A 14761-nucleotide genomic window follows, 5' to 3' on the forward strand; every position below is an offset into this window, starting at 1 on the left:
ACCCATGGCCTACAGCACCGATCTCGACATCAGGATCACCGATTCCTCGCTGCGCGACGGCTCGCACGCCAAGCAGCACCAGTTCACCGCCGAGCACGTGCGGGACATCGTGGCCGCCCTCGACGGCGCCGGGGTCCCGGTCATCGAGGTGACCCACGGCGACGGCCTCGGCGGCTCGTCGTTCAACTACGGCTTCAGCCACACCCCCGAGCAGGAGCTGATCAAGACCGCGGTGGCCACGGCGAAGCGCGCCAAGATCGCCTTCCTGATGCTCCCCGGCGTCGGGGTGAAGGACGACATCCGCGCGGCGGCCGACAACGGGGCGGCCATCTGCCGGATCGCCACGCACTGCACGGAGGCCGACGTCTCCGTCCAGCACTTCGGGCTGGCCCGCGAGCTGGGCCTGGAGACGGTGGGCTTCCTGATGATGTCGCACAGCCAGCCGCCGGAGGTGCTGGCGCAGCAGGCCCGGATCATGGCCGACGCGGGCTGCCAGTGCGTCTACGTCGTGGACTCCGCGGGCGCCCTCGTGCTGGAGGACACCAGCGAGCGGATCGCGGCGCTGGTCGCGGAACTCGGCGACGACGCCCAGGTCGGCTTCCACGGCCACGAGAACCTGGGCCTCGGCGTGGCCAACTCCGTGCTCGCCGTGCGCGCCGGGGCGACCCAGATCGACGGCTCCACCCGGCGCTTCGGCGCCGGCGCCGGGAACACTCCGGTCGAGGCGTTCGTCGCGGTCGCCGAGAAGCTCGGCATCCGCACGGGCGTCGACACCCTGAAGATCATCGACGCCGCCGAGGACGTGGTCCGGCCGGTGATGGACGGCGAGTGCCTGCTCGACCGGCTCTCGCTGACCATGGGCTACGCCGGTGTCTACTCCAGCTTCCTCAAGCACGCCGACCGCGCCGCGAAGAAGTACGGCGTCTCCGGCGCCGAAATCCTCGTCGAGGCGGGCAAGCGCAAGCTGATCGGCGGCCAGGAGGACCAGCTGATCGAACTCGCCGTGGGCCTCGCCGCTCGCGGCTCCGACACCGAAGCGAGGGCCAGCTGATGTCCAACCCGGTTCTGACGGCGGTCGAAGAGCGCGCCGAGGAGATCGCCGCGGCCGCCGCCTCGAACGAGCGGCTCGGCAGGCTCGACGACCGAGCGGCCAAGGTGCTCCGCGAGACCGGTGTGATCAAGATGCTGCAGCCCGCCCGGTACGGCGGAGCGGAGGCGCATCCGGCCGAGTTCGCCGAGACGGTGATGAAGGTCGCGAGCCACGACGGCTCCACCGGCTGGGTCGCCGGCATCGTCGGGGTCCACCCGTGGGAGATGGCGATGGCCGACCCCCGGGTGCAGGAGGAGATCTGGGGCGAGGACACCGACACGTGGATCGCCTCGCCGTACGCCCCGCTCGGCGTGCTCAAGCCGGTCGACGGCGGTTACGTCTTCAACGGGCACTGGCAGTTCTCGTCCGGGACCGACCACTGCGACTGGATCTTCCTCGGCGCCTTCATGGGCGACGAGGAGGGCAACGTGGCCCAGCCTCCGGTGTCCTACCACGTGATCCTGCCGCGGTCGGACTACGAGATCGTCGAGGACTCCTGGGACGTCGTGGGCCTGCGCGGCACCGGCAGCAAGGACATCATCGTCAAGGACGCGTTCGTCCCGTCGTACCGGGTGATCCCGTTCAGCACGATGCTCGACGGGTCGGCGCCCAGGGACGCCGGGCTGGACAACCCGACCTACCACGTCCCGTTCACCACGGCCTTCCCGCTGGGCATCACCTCCGCGGTGATCGGCATCTGCGAGGGTGCCCTGGCGCACCACATGGCCTACCAGCAGAAGCGCGTGCAGATCACCGGCACCAAGATCAAGGACGATCCCTACGTGCTGTTCGCGATCGGCGAGGCGGCGGCCGAGATCCACGCCTCCCGCGTCGCGTTGCTCGACAACGTCTCCCGGATCTACGACAAGGTGGCAGCGGGCGCGGAGATCGGCTTCGAGGAGCGCGCGGTCAGCCGCCGCACCCAGGTCGCCGCGGCGTGGCGCGCCGTCCGCGCGATGGACGAGATCGTCGCCCGCTCCGGCGGCAACGGCCTGCGCATGGACAACCCGATCCAGCGCTTCTGGCGCGACGGCCACATGGGCATGGTGCACGCCATCCACGTCCCGGGCGCCGTCTTCCACGCGTCCGCGCTGACCGAACTCGGCATCGAGCCGCCGCCGGGCCCGATGCGCTCGATGATCTGACCGCCCCGCCGCACAGAGATAGGAAGAACGCACATGCCCCAGATCCGCGGCCTCGGATACCTCACGGTGCAGACCCGGGACATCGACCGCTGGCGCGAGCTCACGGTCGACGCCCTCGGGCTCCAGGAGGCCACCGGTCCCCACGCCGACGGGCTCTACCTGCGCATGGACGAGCGGGCCGCCCGGCTGATCGTGCTGCCCGGCGACACCGACAAGGTGCTCGCCGTCGGCTGGGAGGTGCGCGACCAGTTCGGGCTCGCGGCCGTCGGCCGCGACGTGGAGGCGGCAGGCACGGCGGTCAAGGCGCTGTCGCAGGCGGAATGCGACGAGCGGCGCATCGAGGCCGGGATCGCCTTCGAGGACCCGACCGGCACTCCCGTCGAGGTGTTCTTCGGGCCGGTGCTCGACCACAGCCCGGTCGTCACCAAGCACGCCCACCGGTTCGTCACCGGCGATCAGGGCATGGGCCACGTGGTGCTGCCGACGACCTGTCCACAGGAGACGGTCGAGTTCTACACCGAGGTGCTCGGCTTCCTGCCGCGCGGCGCCATCCGCGTCGGCGGCGGAGCCCCGGACGCCCCGCCGCGCCGGGTGCGGTTCATGGGCGTGAACCAGCGCCACCACAGCCTCGCGGTCTGCCCGGCCCCGCACGGCGAGCCGCCGGGCCTGGTGCACCTGATGGTCGAGGTCGAGGAGATCGACACCGTGGGCCGGGCCCTCGACGAGGTCAACCGGCGCGGCTTCTCGCTGTCGTCGACCCTGGGCAGGCACACCAACGACAAGGCGATCTCCTTCTACGTCCGCGCGCCCGGCGGCTGGGACATCGAGTACGGCTGCGACGGCCTGCTCGTCGACGAGACGTACTACACGGCGGAGGAGATCACCGCGGACAGCTACTGGGGCCACGACTGGTCCGGCTCGGAACCGCTCGCGGCGTTCAGCCAGGAAGGGTGAGCCGCCGATGAGCCCCCGGCCGGTGCACCCGGTGCCGCTGTCGCAGGTGGAAGCGTTCGACCACGAAGCCGATGTCCTCGTCGTCGGCTTCGGGTGTGCCGGCGCGGCGGCCGCTTTCGAGGCGGCGTCCGCCGGCGCCGACGTCATCGTCCTGGAACGCGCCGGGGGCCCTGGCGGGTCCTCGGCGCTGTCCGGCGGCGAGCTGTACCTCGGCGGCGGCACGCGCGTCCAGCGGGCGTGCGGTTTCGACGACACGCCGGACGAGATGTTCGCCTACCTCGAAGCGGCCCTCGGCCCGCACGCCGACGCGGAGAAGCTGCGGCTGTACTGCGACGAGAGCGTGGAGCACTTCGAGTGGCTCTGCGCCCGCGGGCTGACCTTCGAGGAGTCGATGTACGACGCCCCGAGCTGGATGCCGCCGACCCGCGACGGGCTGATGTGGCTGGGCGAGAACGCCTGGCCCTACAACACGATCGCGCGGCCGGTCCCGCGCGGCCACCGGCCCGCCGCGGAGAACTTCGGCGGCTGGCTGATCATGGAGCGCCTCGCGTCGGCCGCGCACGAGGCCGGGGCGCGGACGCACGCCGACACGCTCGCCACCGCGCTCGTCGTCGACGAGTCCGGGCGGGTTGTCGGGGTGGTGGCGACCAACTACGGCAAGACCGTCCACTACCGCGCCCGCCGCGGAGTGGTGCTCACCACCGGCGGCTTCGTGGATGACGAGGAGATGCTCGCCGACCACGCGCCGGTGCTGCTCGGGCACGGCAAGGTCAGCGACGGCCTCGACGACGGCAGCGGGATCCGGATGGCCGCCGCCCTCGGCGCGGCGACCCGGCGGATGGCGCAGGTGGAGGCGGCGTTGACCGCGCTGCCGGCGATGGTCTGCCGCGGCATGCTCGTCAACGCGCGGGGCCAGCGGTTCATCAACGAGGACGTGTACCCGGGCATGTTCAGCCACGCCGCGCTGCACAACCCGGCGCCGTGGTGGGTGATCATCGACGAGGCGGGCTACGACGCCATTCCCGAGCGCGACCTCTGGGGCGTGCGACCGCAGCACGTCGCCGAAACCCTTGCAGAGCTGGAAGAAGAGCTCGGCATGCCGGCAGGTGCGCTCGAAACGACCGTCGCGACGTACAACCGGCACGCCGTCGAGGGCGACGACCTCCACTTCCACAAGAACCCGGCGTGGCTGCGCGAGCTCGAACCGCCGTTCGCGGCGGTGAACCCGGCGCTCGGGTTCAACCCGGGAGGCGGCGACGCGGCGCCGCCGGGCACGGGCATCGCCGGGTTCACGCTCGGCGGCCTGCACACCACAGTGGACGGTGCCGTGCTCGACGTCTCGGGCAAGCCGATCGCGGGGCTTTTCGCGGCGGGGAGGGCGAGTTCCGGAATCCACGGCGAAGGCTACGTGAGCGGCACGTCACTGGGAGACGGAACGTTCTTCGGCCGCCGCGCGGGCCGCACCGCCGCACAGGTCTAGCAGGCGTCACCCCGGCCCCGGGGACGCCCGGTGCCTGACACCGGCGCTGATTTCGCGCGAAATCGCCACCCCTCCCTCACGGGAACCGGTGATTTCGCGCGAAATCGGCGTCCTGCATCCTATACATCCACGCCCCGCACGCCACTCTGGAACGACGCTCAAGTCCACTGCGGACACGAGACGCAGGACGTCAGTGCTCGGGGCGCGGGGATGGCGACCGTTCGGCTTGGTCTTCGGCCGCGGGAGTTTCGCCGAGGTGGGTGGCGGCCCAGGTGGCCAGGAGGGTCATGGCATCGGCCGAAGGGCTGCCGGGTTCGGGGCTGTAGACGGTGAGGACCAGGCCGGGGTCGGCGGGCAGCGGCATCGTCTCGTAGGTGACCGTGATGTCGCCGACGACGGGGTGGTGGAAGGTCTTGGTGCCGGTGTAGTGCAGGCGCACGTTGTGCTTGGCCCAGCGCACCCGGAATTCCTCGCTGCGGGTGGACAGTTCGCCGACCAGGTCGGAGATGCCCCGGTCGTAGGGGTCGCGGCCGGCGTCGGTGCGCAGCAGGTTGACCGCGCTGTCGGCCATCCACTCCCAGTCGGGGTAGAAGTCCCGCGCTCGGGGGTCGAGGAAGCAGAACCGGACGAAGTTGACCGGTTGGCCGGGGTCGGGGTGCAGCGGGTCGGGGTAGAGCGGGGAGTAGAAGGCGTAGGCCAGCTGGTTGCCGCAGACGAAGTCGTGGCGGGCGTTGCGCACGAACGCCGGCACCGTCATGGAGTCCACCAGGCGCTGCACCATCGGCCGGATGGTCTTCGTGCGGCGGGGCCGGGGCCGCTGCGGGCTGGTGGTGGCGCTGCGGTGCAGGTCGAACAGGTGGGAGCGCTCGGCCTCGTTCAGTTGCAGTGCGCGGGCGATTGCGTCGAGCACCGATTCGGAGACGCCGTTGACCTTGCCGCGCTCGATCTGCGTGTAGTAGTCGACCGAAAGCCCGGCCAGGGTGGCGACCTCCTGGCGGCGCAGCCCGGGCACGCGGCGCTTGGCGGCGTCGTAGACCGGCAGCCCGACCTGGTCGGGGGTGATCCGGGCCCGTCGCGACGCCAGGAACTCGCCGATCTCGGCGTGGTGCTGCTTGCCCATGCCGCCGACGCTACGACGCCCGGCCCACCGATGCCAGGCTCTGCGAGGGGGGTGCTGCCGGCACCCCCCTGAACACCGCCTCCCACACCCGCGACGTGCGGCGTTTCCTGGACATCGGGATCCGCTGCGGACCCGATGAAGAGCCACCTGGAGGGGCGGAGACGTTGAGCACATCGCTGCGGGGTGCCACGAGCAGCACGCGGACGCCGGGACTGGTCTACGTGATCGCGGCGGGCATCTTCCTGATGGGCACCACCGAGTTCATGATCGCGGGGCTGCTGCCCGAGGCTGCTGCCGACCTGGGCGTGGATGTCGCGCAGGCGGGCCTGTTGGTGTCCGCTTTCGCGGTCGGGATGATCGTCGGGCCGCCGGTGATGGCGTTGGCCACGCTGCGCCTGCCCCAGCGGGCGACGTTGGTGCTGTCGCTGGTGGTGTTCGCGGTCGGGCACGTCGTGGCGGCGTTGAGCGGTTCGTTCGCCGTGGTGACCGTCTCGCGGGTGGTCACCGCGCTGGCCACCGGGACGTTCTGGGCGGTGGGTGCCGTGGTGGCCACCACGGCCGCCGGTCCGGGGAAGAGTGCCCGGGCGCTGTCGGTGATGTCGGGCGGGCTGAGCCTGGCCGTGGTCGCCGGTGTGCCGTTGGGCACCTTCGTCGGGCAGTACACCGGTTGGCGGGGCCCGTTCTGGATGCTGGCCGGCCTGGCGCTGCTGGCCATCGTGGCGGTGCTGCGATTCATGCCGGCCGCCACCGGCCCTCAGCGCGCGGAGGTCACGGTGCGCGGGGAGCTGGCCACGCTGCGGCCGTGGCGGATGTGGGTCGTGCTGGGCGCGATCGGGCTCGCCCAGGCCGGGTTCCTCGGCGCCTACAGCTACATCAGCCCGCTGCTCACCGACGGCGCCGGCATCCCGGTCGAGTTCGTGCCGCTGGTGCTGGTCGGATTCGGGATCGGCGCGCTGGTGGGCACGGCCGTGGGCGGTCGTCTCGGCGACCGCCGTCCGCTCGCGACAGTCGCCGGAGCGTTCGCGCTGACGTCGTTGTTGCTGGCGCTGATCGTGTTCAGCTCGACCCGGTCGACGGTCGTGGTCGCGCTGGTCGTCCTGCTCGGGGCGTCGGGGCTCGGGGCCAACCCGGTGCTGATCGCCCAGACGCTGCGCCACGCGGGCAACGGTTCGACGCTGGCCTCCTCGCTGGCGACCGCGGCGTTCAACCTGGGCACCGCCGTCGGTGCCGCGGTGGCCGGGGCCACCCTGTCGACCTCGTGGGGGCTGGTCGGACCTGCCGCGCTGGGCGCTGTCGTGACCGGTGCGGCGCTGCTGCCGATCGGACTGCTCGCGGCTGCCACGACTCGACGCGCCCAGGGCGATGCGCCCGGAAGCCGCCATGAACGCGAAGACGAGACACCTGTTCCTGCTGCGGTGAGTTGAACCCACGGGCCGCCAGTTCGGCCGTATCCGCGGCTATGGGGCCCGGTAGCCGGGCGGGGTCGGGGGCAAGCCCGGCTACCGGGAGGATCGGCGCGCTGGGGTCGGGGAGGGCGCGCCGATCCGGTCAGGGTCAGGCGGCTCTGGACGAGTCGCCTTCAGGTGGAGCGCGGAGGCGGTGGCGGCCGGTGTACTCGGCTTCGCGTTCGGCCTCGATGTCCTGGATCAGCTGCCAAACTCCGTAGGCGTCGTCGTCGGCATCGCCGTGCTGCGGATTCGAGGCCGGGACGAGCAGCATCGCGAAGATGACGACGTTGAACGCGATGAGCGTGCCCAGCTGCAACCAGAACATGACGCCTCCCTTGTCACCGTCCGATGTGGTCAGATCAGCGTTCTCGCTTGAGGCACTGCTGATTTCGCAAGTGCCGCGCCGCCACGCCGGATCGGGCTGGACTTGATGTCTTCTTGCGCGCCTCGGCGATCCGCACGCAAACCGCGCAGCGCGGCCGGGTCGTGGTCGGATGCCCGACGGCGGCCCACATCACCTCGGCACCGCACTCTCCGGCCCCGCCGCGCTGAAGCACGAGATGCGTGTCCAACGGCCGCAATCCAGGCGACGGCAACCACCGAGGCCACGACTCCAACACCAACGAAACCACCTCCACGGTTCGGAACTTGCGTATTGGTTGCGTAGACACCATGTTGGTTGGTTGCCAGGGTGCACCACCAGTGATCTAATTGGGTGATCTGTTTGCGCTGATCAACCAATAGGATGTGGTGCATGGCCGCAACCGCAGGTACGCCGCGTGCCAGGGCGTTGTCGGCGGCTCTCCGCGAAGCCAGATTGGCCAGCGGCGTCGGTTCACGAGAACTGGCGAGACAACTGGAGCTGTCGCACACCCAGATCTCCCATTGGGAGAACGGCCATCGGGTGCCCAATGTCGAAACGGTCGCGATGATCCTGACCGTGCTTCGCGTTTCCCCGCGCGAGCGGGAGAGAATCCTCGACCTGGCGCGCAACGTTGCAGAGCCGAACTGGCTCACGGTTGGGATGAACGGCATCCCGCAACAGCTGGCAGGTGTCGTGGAGTGCGAACGTTCGGCCTCGTCGATCGTCGAGTGGTCGCCGATGGTGGTGCCCGGGCTGCTCCAAACTTCCGACTACACAAGAGCGGTCAAGGAAGCCGCCGGGTTGTCGCAGACCGACGTCGAGCTGCGCGTGATGCTCAACGTGAGTCGTCGGGAGGTCCTGACCCAGCGGAATCCGGTGAGCTTCCATGCATTGATCGGGGCGGCAACTCTGCACGAACCCATCGGTCCGGAGGGCGTGGTGCTGGATCAACTCCGGCACTTGGTCGAAATAGCCGACCGCCCCAACGTGGTGGTTCAGCTGATGCCGCTGCGCATCGGATGGCACCCGGGATGGGCGGGTCCGTTCGTCTTGTACGAGTTCCGAGACACTTCGCCCGTCGTGCACTTCGAACATCACAGTTCGGGTGCCTTCATCCCGACTGAGCACGATGTCGTGGAATACCAGAAGGCCGTGACCTGGCTCAGCGAGATCGCGATGGATGAAGCCGACTCGATTGACCTCATCGCAAAGACCATTTCGGAGATGGAGGAAAGATGAGCCCCCATGCCTGGCAGAAGTCCAGCTTCTCCAACGCCAACGGCAACTGTGTCGAATTATCCAGGCCGCTCGGGCTGATCCGGGACTCGAAGGACCCGGACGGGCCGCGTCTGGACGTCGACGTCGCGGGTTTCCTGCGGGCCGTCAAGGCTGGGCGTTTCGAGCGGTGAGCGGGTGGGTCTCGTGAGTGTTGAAACCGGTTCTTGCCGGTCTCAGCACTCACGACCCCGCTAGTGGTGCGTCGCTCCCCGGAGCCCACGTTCGGCGCGGCGAACAGGTCCGCCGTGCATCCCATCGGCGGTACTCTCGCGAGATGCGACCCCTTCGGTACTCCATCAACGTCACGTTGGACGGGTGCTGCGATCATCGTGCAATCCCCGCTGACGAAGACTTGCATCGTCACGCGGTCGAGAACCTCGACCAGGCCGATGCCCTTCTCTTCGGCCGGGTGACTTACGAAATGATGGAATCGGCGTGGCGGCCGCCGGCGCCGGCGGGAGCGAGACCTGATTGGATGGAACCCTTCGCCCAGGCGATCAACGCGGCGAAGAAGTACGTCGTGTCGAGCACCCTGGAGCAGGTCGATTGGAACGCGGAACTCGTGCGCGGGGACCTGGCCGGCGCCGTTCAGCAGCTCAAGCGGGAGCCGGGCAAGGGACTGTTCGCAGGAGGCGTGAAGCTCCCGCTGGCGTTGGCGGAGCTGGGATTGATCGATGAGTACGAGTTCGTGGTGCATCCCAGGCTCGCGGGCCACGGGCCGACGTTGTTCGCGGGGCTGTCGAAGCATGTCGACCTGAAGCTCGTGAGCCGGCTGGAGTTCGGCTCGGGCGCAGTGGCGATGCGGTACGAGCCGAGAAGGTAGCCATCGGGTGCCAGGTCCACTGAGGACGCTTCCGGTGGACCCGAGGTCTCAGAGTGGCGAATAGGCCAGAGCGACGCGGGAAACCGCGGTCCAGGTGCTCGGCAGGCCCTGGGCCGCGGTGTTCCGTGCCGCGTCAGGCCTTCGGCTCGGGCGGTAGCAGGCGTTTCGAAGCTTCGTGGGCGCCCAGTGCGAGTTCCGCCCGGTTGGGGCCGCTGCGCTTCTCCGCCGCCTCGGCGTTGCCGCCCGCCACCCACACCGGCCCGTGCGGCAGCCTTTCGAGGCCTTCCCGGGCCACGTCGTCGGGTTCCGCGACGTTGAGGCCCGGGATGTCGAAGTTGAGTCCGGCGCGCTCCATCGCCGGTGTCCGGGTCACGCCGAGCACCAGCTCCAGGACGTCCACGCCGTGTTCCCGCAGTTCGAGCCACAGGCCCTCGGCGAACACCCGGGAGAACGCCTTCACCGCCGAGTAGACGCTGATCTGGGCCTGGCCCAGGTAGCCCGCCATCGAGCCGACCAGGACCACCCCGCCGCGGGCCCGCTCCTTCAGCAACGCTCCGAAGTGGTGGGTGAGCGCGAGCTGCGCGGTGATGTTCAGGTCGATCACGCCATGCACGCGGTCGAGGTCGCCCGTGACGAACTCGTGGCCGTAGGTGTTGGCGCCCGCGTTGAAGATCAGCAGGCCGACGTCGAGGTCGTCGGTGACCTCCCTGACGGACCGCAACGCGCCCGGGTCGAGCAGGTCGAGCTCAAGCGCGTGCACCTGCACGCCCTTGGCCCGCACCGCATCGGCGGTGGCCTTCAGCGGCCCCGGTTTCCGCGCGATCAGCACCAGGTTGATCCCGGCGTCGGCGAGCTGGTGGGCGAACGAGGCGCCCACGCCTTCAGATCCGCCGGCGATGACCGCCCATGGTCCGTACTTCGTGGTGTCGAGCACTCAGTCCTCCGCCTGGATCGCGATCTCGCCGCGGGCCGCCGCTGCGCGCACGGAATCCCGCAATGCCTTGCAGCCGCTGAAGAATCGGCCGTTCGGCCCGGATCCCGGCTGCGCGTCGCGGCGCTCCGCGCAGGCCCGGACGGCGTCTTCGTGCCACTGGATGCTGGTCTGGTCCCAGCTGCTCTTGCGGACCTCGACGCGGCCGCCGCAGGCGCCGCACTGCACGGGCTGCATGGGCGAATCGACGAGCCGGCCGTCTGCGCGCACCGCCATCAGACGGCCTGCGCCTTGCGCGCCAGGTTCTCCTCGACCTCGCGGCGCCAGGCCTCGCTGGGCCGGGTGGTGTCGATCTCGAACTCGAACCGCTCCACCATCTCGGGCGTCACGTCCGCCGCGTCGACGTAGAACTGCTCGTACCACCGGCGAAGCTGGTAGACCGGGCCGTCCTCCTCGCACAGCAGCGGGTTGTCGATGCGGGTCTTGTTCTTCCAGATCTGCACGTCCTGCTCGAAGCCGATCTTGATGAAGTCGCCCATCTTGCGGGCCATCTCGTCCGCGTCGTCGCCCCGCATCCGGTCGGTGCGCTTGACGATGATCCCGTACTGCAGCACGAAGGAGTTCGCGGTGACCGGGTAGTGGCAGTTGATCAGCACCGACTCGACGTCGCCGTCGCTGTAGTGGTAGGTCAAATCGTCGATCATGAACGACGGGCCGTGGTAGGCGGCCACCGACGTGTTGCCGAGCATGCGGGGCGCGCCGCTGCCGGATTCCTGCGGGCGGGCGTCCTCCCGCCCGACGCCGTTCTGGATCTGGGTCGCGGTGTGGCCCTCGAAGATGTTCTTGAAGTACGTCGGGAACGAGTAGTGGACGTAGAAGAAGTGCGCCATGTCCACCACGTTGTCCACGATCTCGCGGCAGTGCGCGTTCTCGATGGTGACCGAGTACCACTGCCAGTCGGTCCACTCGTCGCTGGTGGCGCCCTCGATGCGCGGGATGGTCACATCGGCGGGCGGCGGATTGCCCTCGGGGTCGTTCCACACGAAGAACATCCCGTCCTGCTCCAGGGTCGGCCACGCCGCCGTCCGCGCGCGCAGCGGAACCCGGCGCGCGTAGGGGATGCTCTTGCACTTGCCGTCGCCGCCCCACCGCCAGTCGTGGAACGGGCAGGCGATCTCGTCGCCCTTGACCGAGCCCTGCGACAGGTCGCCGCCCATGTGCCTGCAGTACGCGTCGACCACGTTCAGCTCGCCGTGGGAATCGGCCCAGACCACCAGTTTCTGGCCGAACGCCTGCACCGTGTGCGGCTCGCCGTCCTTGAAGTCCTTGGCGAGCCCGAGGCAGTGCCAGCCGCGTGCGAACCGGGTGGGCGCCTCGTCCACCTCGATCTGCCGGACCTCCTCCACAGCGGTCATGCTCGTCATCCCTTCCTGTGAGCAGTGGGTCACCGCGAAAGTAGGCGGGGACGGCCGCCGGAACCGGCGATGATCCCACTCACCGGTACCTTCCGGAGACCGCTGCCGATGGCAGGCCGCACGATGGGAAACCCGACGCCGCAACGGGAGGACGAGCATGACCGACGAGGTGCTGGAGCGGGTCCGCGACGTCCTGCCGGCGATCGCGGAGCGGACCCGGGCCGCGGAGGAGGACCGGCGGCTGCCGGCGGAGACGGTGGCCGACCTGGTGTCGGCCGGCGCGTTCCGGATGCTGCAGCCGAAGCGCTACGGCGGCCTGGAAAGCGATCCCGTGCGCTTCTACGAGGTGGTCCGGGAAGTGTCCACAGTGTGCGGTTCCAGCGGCTGGGTGCTCTCGATCCTCGGCGTGCATCCCTGGCACGTCGGGCTGTTCCCCTGCGAAGCGCAGGACGAGGTCTGGGCGGGCGGCCCGGACGTGCTGATCTGCTCGTCGTACGCGCCCATCGGCCGCCTGACCGCGGTCGAGGGCGGTTACCTGCTCAGCGGCCGGTGGGGCTTCGCGTCCGGATGCGACCACGCGAGCTGGGCGCTGGTCGGCGGGCTGGTCGTCGGCGAGGAGGGACGGCCGGTCGACTTCCTCAGCGTCCTGGTGCCGCGCGCGGACTTCCAGGTGCTGGACGTGTGGGATCCGGTGGGGCTGCGCGGCACCGGCAGCAACGACATCGTCGTGGACAAGGCTTTCGTGCCCGCACACCGAATCGTCCGCAACTACGACGTGTCGCAGCTGCGCGCCCCCGGCCGGGCGGTGAACCCGGGCCCGCTGTTCGCGCTGCCGTTCGGCGCGGTGTTCACGACCGCCGTCGCCGCACCCGTCGTGGGAGTCGTGTCGGGTTGCTACGAGACCTACGTGTCGGCCATGCGCGACCGGGTGCGGCTGAGCCTCGGTGGCGGCCGGTTCGTGGAGGACCAGGGCGCGCAGGTGGCCGTGGCGCGGGCGGCGTCCGAGATCGACGCGGCGGTGCTGCAGCTGGACCGCAACATGACCGACCTCTACGACCACGCCGTCCGGGACGCGGAGATCCCGATGGAGCTGCGGCTGCGCGCCCGCCGGGACCAGGTGCGCGCCACCGAGCGCGCGTTGGCGGCGATCGACCTGCTGTTCCAGAGCGCGGGCGGGAACTCGCTGCGCCGGGGGAACCCCATCGAACGGGCCTGGCGCGACGCGCACGCGGGCAGCACGCACGTCGCCAACGACCCGCAGCGCGCCCTGGCGCTGTACGGCATGGGCGCGTTCAGCCTCCCCGTCGAGGACACGCTGGTCTGATCGCCTGCCTCCGGGCCGCTCGCTCAGGACGAACGAGCGGCGCGGGGACGTGGTCGGGGAATCCCGGTCTGCCTGTCAGCTCTCCGAGTGTTCGAAGGCTGGGGTCAGGGTCTGTGCCGGTCTCCGGTTCCGTCATCAGCGGTCTGATAGTCGTCGATCGATGATCACAAGCCTTCGACGAACGTGAGCCGCCTGTCCAGCGCTTGCTCACGCACCTGAAGAGCTTCCGCGTACTCAGGCGAGGCGTACCACTCGTGCGCGCGATCCAAGGACGGGAACTCGGCGACGATCACACGTTGTCCGGCCGGCCGGTCACCCTCGACGACCTCGGTCGTGCCACCCCGGGCGAGGTAGCGCCCGCCGTACTGGGCGATAGAACGTTCCGCGAGCGACTGGTACCTGCCGACCAGCGACTCGTCGACGATATTGACCTCGGAGATAACAAGTGCAGTCACACCTAGATCATCGCAGGACTGCCGACCCGTCCGAATGCCGAACCCTCACTGGACACGGCACGCCGGGACGGCGGGCGGATCGTGAGCTGGACCCGCTCGATGGCTCCGGCAGGGAGACCAGCGCGGGAGAATGCGCCCCTGGCCGATCCGATCGCCGGCGGGCCCGGGAATGCGGAAGCCCGTGGTACGGGGCCTGCCCGTCCCGGTGAGCGGTACGTTGGCGGAGACGGCCACGAGGCGAACCCGCACAATCAGACGTCGATGCGGATCAACCGAGGGGGGACACGTGCCGAGAATCGCCGAGGCCCGGCCGGCCGCGGAGCCGAGCTCGCAGGAGCAGAAGGCGCGCCAGCGCCGGATCCTGCGCGCCGCCGCAGGCCTCGCGGCCGAGCGAGGGCTCGACCGCGTGCAGATGCATGACGTGGCCAAGGAAGCAGGCGTCGCGATCGCCACGCTCTACCGCTACTTCCCCTCGAAGACGCACCTGTTCACCGCAGTCATGGCGGAGCAGGTCGAGCAGCTGGACAAGCTGGCACGGCCGCCGCGCGCGGATCAGGACCCGGTGGACGCCGTGTGCGAACTGCTGCTGCGGTCCACCCGCCAGCTGCTGAGCAAGCCGTTGCTGGCCAGCGCGATGATGCAGTCCAACGTCCAGGCCAACGCGGCGACGGTGAACGAGGCCATCCGCATCGACAAGATGATGAACGAGGCGGTGTTCCGGATGCTCGGCCTCGAGAGCCCGACGGCCCGCGACGTCCGCCTCGTGAGCCTCGTCATCGAGTGCTGGTACGGAATGCTGAGCTCGGCGCTCAACGGCCGGATCTCGATGGCGGACGTCGAGGTGGAGATCCGGCTCGCCTGCGGCCTCCTCCTGGCGGCCCGCTCGAACGCACCGGAACCCACCGCCCTGGAAGACTGACCCCTCCGCTCGTCC

The 14761-nt window shown here is 69.9% G+C and carries 16 protein-coding genes; 10 read left to right on the forward strand and 6 right to left on the reverse strand.

Annotation, left to right across the window (positions count from 1 at the left end):
- The first annotated feature begins 4 nt into the window (after positions 1 to 4).
- From dmpG to ACWEV3_RS13950, 4 genes are read left to right on the forward strand one after another with little or no spacing between them, the layout of a single operon-like run.
- Positions 5 to 1051, forward strand: a complete 1047-nt coding sequence (dmpG, locus tag ACWEV3_RS13935) for a 4-hydroxy-2-oxovalerate aldolase (RefSeq protein ID WP_452614199.1) — start codon at positions 5 to 7, stop codon at positions 1049 to 1051.
- Complete coding sequence (locus ACWEV3_RS13940; protein WP_452614200.1) at positions 1051 to 2235, forward strand: acyl-CoA dehydrogenase family protein; 1185 nt, start codon at positions 1051 to 1053, stop codon at positions 2233 to 2235. The genes dmpG and ACWEV3_RS13940 overlap by 1 nt, the downstream gene beginning before the upstream one ends.
- Before the next feature lie 33 nt (positions 2236 to 2268).
- Positions 2269 to 3189 carry a VOC family protein gene (locus ACWEV3_RS13945; RefSeq protein WP_452614201.1) on the forward strand — a complete coding sequence of 307 codons (921 nt, stop codon included), beginning with the start codon at positions 2269 to 2271 and terminating at the stop codon, positions 3187 to 3189.
- 7 nt (positions 3190 to 3196) lie between these two features.
- Positions 3197 to 4669 carry an FAD-dependent oxidoreductase gene (locus tag ACWEV3_RS13950; RefSeq protein WP_452614202.1) on the forward strand — a complete coding sequence of 491 codons (1473 nt, stop codon included), beginning with the start codon at positions 3197 to 3199 and terminating at the stop codon, positions 4667 to 4669.
- A gap of 190 nt (positions 4670 to 4859) precedes the next feature.
- Here the strand turns inward: ACWEV3_RS13950 and ACWEV3_RS13955 are convergent, their stop codons facing one another.
- Positions 4860 to 5789 carry a helix-turn-helix transcriptional regulator gene (locus ACWEV3_RS13955; RefSeq protein WP_452614203.1) on the reverse strand — a complete coding sequence of 310 codons (930 nt, stop codon included), beginning with the start codon at positions 5787 to 5789 and terminating at the stop codon, positions 4860 to 4862.
- Positions 5790 to 5953: 164 nt separating this feature from the next.
- Here ACWEV3_RS13955 and ACWEV3_RS13960 point away from each other — a divergent pair, with 164 nt between their 5' ends.
- Entirely contained in the window at positions 5954 to 7213 is a 1260-nt protein-coding gene (locus ACWEV3_RS13960; RefSeq protein WP_452614204.1) for an MFS transporter, read from the forward strand.
- Positions 7214 to 7343: 130 nt separating this feature from the next.
- On the opposite strand, the gene ACWEV3_RS13965 is transcribed toward ACWEV3_RS13960, so the two are convergent.
- Positions 7344 to 7562, reverse strand: coding sequence for a hypothetical protein (locus ACWEV3_RS13965; RefSeq protein ID WP_452614205.1), 219 nt, complete (start codon positions 7560 to 7562; stop codon positions 7344 to 7346).
- Positions 7563 to 7991: 429 nt separating this feature from the next.
- Between ACWEV3_RS13965 and ACWEV3_RS13970 the strand changes: the two genes are divergently transcribed.
- The 3 genes from ACWEV3_RS13970 to ACWEV3_RS13980 all read left to right on the forward strand — a co-directional run bounded on the left by ACWEV3_RS13970 (position 7992) and on the right by ACWEV3_RS13980 (position 9702).
- A complete protein-coding gene (locus ACWEV3_RS13970) occupies positions 7992 to 8840 on the forward strand; it encodes a helix-turn-helix domain-containing protein (RefSeq protein ID WP_452614206.1) in 849 nt (282 codons plus the stop codon).
- The gene (locus ACWEV3_RS13975) at positions 8837 to 9010 is read left to right on the forward strand and encodes a DUF397 domain-containing protein (RefSeq protein WP_452614207.1); all 174 of its coding nucleotides are present in this window, start codon (positions 8837 to 8839) and stop codon (positions 9008 to 9010) included. The genes ACWEV3_RS13970 and ACWEV3_RS13975 overlap by 4 nt, the downstream gene beginning before the upstream one ends.
- A gap of 143 nt (positions 9011 to 9153) precedes the next feature.
- On the forward strand, positions 9154 to 9702 hold the full coding sequence (locus tag ACWEV3_RS13980) for a dihydrofolate reductase family protein (protein WP_452614208.1): 549 nt from the start codon (positions 9154 to 9156) through the stop codon (positions 9700 to 9702).
- Positions 9703 to 9835: 133 nt separating this feature from the next.
- On the opposite strand, the gene ACWEV3_RS13985 is transcribed toward ACWEV3_RS13980, so the two are convergent.
- The 3 genes from ACWEV3_RS13985 to ACWEV3_RS13995 are packed head-to-tail and all read right to left on the reverse strand — an operon-like array spanning position 9836 to position 12057.
- Positions 9836 to 10636, reverse strand: coding sequence for an SDR family NAD(P)-dependent oxidoreductase (locus tag ACWEV3_RS13985; protein WP_452614209.1), 801 nt, complete (start codon positions 10634 to 10636; stop codon positions 9836 to 9838).
- On the reverse strand, positions 10637 to 10909 hold the full coding sequence (locus ACWEV3_RS13990; protein WP_452614210.1) for a ferredoxin: 273 nt from the start codon (positions 10907 to 10909) through the stop codon (positions 10637 to 10639).
- Entirely contained in the window at positions 10909 to 12057 is a 1149-nt protein-coding gene (locus ACWEV3_RS13995; protein ID WP_452614211.1) for a Rieske 2Fe-2S domain-containing protein, read from the reverse strand. Before ACWEV3_RS13995 ends, ACWEV3_RS13990 begins: the two co-directional genes overlap by 1 nt.
- Positions 12058 to 12205: 148 nt before the next feature.
- On the opposite strand from ACWEV3_RS13995, the gene hsaA reads away from it, so the two are divergent.
- Complete coding sequence (gene hsaA / locus ACWEV3_RS14000) at positions 12206 to 13372, forward strand: 3-hydroxy-9,10-secoandrosta-1,3,5(10)-triene-9,17-dione monooxygenase oxygenase subunit (protein WP_452614212.1); 1167 nt, start codon at positions 12206 to 12208, stop codon at positions 13370 to 13372.
- Positions 13373 to 13536: 164 nt separating this feature from the next.
- Here hsaA and ACWEV3_RS14005 read toward each other — a convergent pair whose 3' ends face one another.
- A complete protein-coding gene (locus ACWEV3_RS14005; RefSeq protein ID WP_452614213.1) occupies positions 13537 to 13827 on the reverse strand; it encodes a DUF1330 domain-containing protein in 291 nt (96 codons plus the stop codon).
- Between the two features lie 286 nt (positions 13828 to 14113).
- Here ACWEV3_RS14005 and ACWEV3_RS14010 point away from each other — a divergent pair, with 286 nt between their 5' ends.
- Positions 14114 to 14746 (forward strand): TetR family transcriptional regulator, encoded by a 633-nt coding sequence (locus tag ACWEV3_RS14010; RefSeq protein WP_452614214.1) that lies wholly within the window; start codon positions 14114 to 14116, stop codon positions 14744 to 14746.
- The last annotated feature ends 15 nt before the right edge of the window (positions 14747 to 14761 follow it).

Source organism: Saccharopolyspora sp. NPDC003752, from assembly GCF_053605825.1.

Coding starts and splice junctions, on each gene's coding strand:
- dmpG (WP_452614199.1), top strand. CDS start 5: ATGGCCTACAGCACCGATCTCGACATCAGGATCACCGATTCCTCGCTG.
- ACWEV3_RS13940 (WP_452614200.1), top strand. CDS start 1,051: ATGTCCAACCCGGTTCTGACGGCGGTCGAAGAGCGCGCCGAGGAGATC.
- ACWEV3_RS13945 (WP_452614201.1), top strand. CDS start 2,269: ATGCCCCAGATCCGCGGCCTCGGATACCTCACGGTGCAGACCCGGGAC.
- ACWEV3_RS13950 (WP_452614202.1), top strand. CDS start 3,197: ATGAGCCCCCGGCCGGTGCACCCGGTGCCGCTGTCGCAGGTGGAAGCG.
- ACWEV3_RS13955 (WP_452614203.1), bottom strand. CDS start 5,789: ATGGGCAAGCAGCACCACGCCGAGATCGGCGAGTTCCTGGCGTCGCGA.
- ACWEV3_RS13965 (WP_452614205.1), bottom strand. CDS start 7,562: ATGTTCTGGTTGCAGCTGGGCACGCTCATCGCGTTCAACGTCGTCATC.
- ACWEV3_RS13970 (WP_452614206.1), top strand. CDS start 7,992: ATGGCCGCAACCGCAGGTACGCCGCGTGCCAGGGCGTTGTCGGCGGCT.
- ACWEV3_RS13975 (WP_452614207.1), top strand. CDS start 8,837: ATGAGCCCCCATGCCTGGCAGAAGTCCAGCTTCTCCAACGCCAACGGC.
- ACWEV3_RS13980 (WP_452614208.1), top strand. CDS start 9,154: ATGCGACCCCTTCGGTACTCCATCAACGTCACGTTGGACGGGTGCTGC.
- ACWEV3_RS13990 (WP_452614210.1), bottom strand. CDS start 10,909: ATGGCGGTGCGCGCAGACGGCCGGCTCGTCGATTCGCCCATGCAGCCC.
- ACWEV3_RS13995 (WP_452614211.1), bottom strand. CDS start 12,057: ATGACGAGCATGACCGCTGTGGAGGAGGTCCGGCAGATCGAGGTGGAC.
- hsaA (WP_452614212.1), top strand. CDS start 12,206: ATGACCGACGAGGTGCTGGAGCGGGTCCGCGACGTCCTGCCGGCGATC.